Raw genomic sequence first — 1,435 nt, 5'->3', positions numbered from 1 at the left:
GGCCCTCCTGACATATGTGTGGGTCAGTTCCGGCCGGGGAGGGTGGGGCGGTGACCGCCGAGGCTGAGCATGGCGAGGGCGATGAGGGAGTCGGGGCTGTGGAAGCCGAACGCCATCCGGGCGATGAGCCGGATCTTGGTGTTGGTGGATTCGATGAGTGCGTTGGACAGGCCGTGCTCGATGGCGGCGAGGATCCGGTCGCGGTGCTTGGTGACGCGTTCGGCGAGTTTCACGAACGCGGGGATGCGGCAGCGCCGTGCCCAACTCAGCCACCGCTGCAGCGCGTCGGCCGCGGCGTCGTGGGGTAGGGCGAACACCATCCGCAGGCCCTCCTTGAGCAGGTAGGCCCGATACAGGCGGGGGTCGGTCCGGGCGATCCAGGCGAGCTTGGCCTGCTGGTTGTCGGTGAGGTCCTCGGGGTTCTTCCACAGCGCGTAGCGGGCACCTTTGAGCTGTCTGGCCCGGTCACCGGCCGGGCGTGGCGGCGCATCGGCGCGGGGGCGACCCCGCCCGCGTCTCGGCTCCGCGCGTGCCTGCTCGCGGGCGTCGTTCCAGGCCTCGCGTCGAACCTCGTCGAGGGCGTCGGTGGCCCATGTGACGATGTGGAACGGGTCGGCGACCCGGACCGCGTTCGGGCAGCGGGCGGCGACGATGGTGTCGATGAAGTCCGCGCCGTCGGCGGAGACATGGGTGACCAGTGCGCAGCGGTCCTCGCCGAGGATGTCGAAGAACTCCCCGACCGTCGCGCTGTTGCGTCCCGGCGCGGCCCACACCAGCCGGCGGCGGTCGTGATCGACCACGACCATCAGATACTTGTGGCCCTTCTTGTAGGAGATCTCGTCGATCCCGATCCGACGCAGCCCGTCGAACCGGTCCGCAGCTGCGTCGACGTCGGCCCAGACCCGACCGATGATCGACCCGACCGTCCGCCACGCGACCCGCATCAATGTCGTGACGGTGGTCTTCGACGCCTGAGTGGCCAGCCACGCCACCTGGTCGTCGAACGCGCGGGTGTGACCGGCGTCGTGACGCGCCCACGGCACCGCCGCGACCACCACCGAGTGGGCGGGGCACCGCACCCGCGGCGAATCCGCTTCGAGCACCGCGCGGATCGTGCCCAGATCCAATGTCCGCCACCGCCGCCGACCCGGCCCGGTGTCATAGCCGGGGCTGCGACGCCGGCACACCCCGCACCGACCACGCTCACGGCTGACCGGCCGGACATGAGCAACCAGCAGTTCCTCATCCTCATCGAAGACGATCCGCTCGATCACCGCCTTCTCGACCCCCAGCAGACTCCGCCATAGACTGACATCCCGCACGCCGTTCTCCTCGACACCTGGTTCCTGTTCCTCGACAGCTCAGAAACCTAGGCGGAGAACGGCGTGCGCTCGTTCAGGCGCGCCCGGCCACCCACAGATGCGTCAGGAGAGCC

The 1,435-nt window shown here is 69.7% G+C and carries 1 protein-coding gene; it reads right to left on the bottom strand.

The window, feature by feature from the left end:
- Positions 1–23 precede the first annotated feature (23 nt).
- A complete protein-coding gene (locus ABD908_RS27320) occupies positions 24–1,322 on the bottom strand; it encodes an ISL3 family transposase (RefSeq protein WP_345002046.1) in 1,299 nt (432 codons plus the stop codon).
- Positions 1,323–1,435: the final 113 nt, after the last annotated feature.

Source organism: Tsukamurella soli (assembly GCF_039541155.1).
GTDB classification, from domain to species: domain Bacteria; phylum Actinomycetota; class Actinomycetes; order Mycobacteriales; family Mycobacteriaceae; genus Tsukamurella; species Tsukamurella soli.
This window is presented reverse-complemented; position numbering and strand designations above follow the sequence as displayed.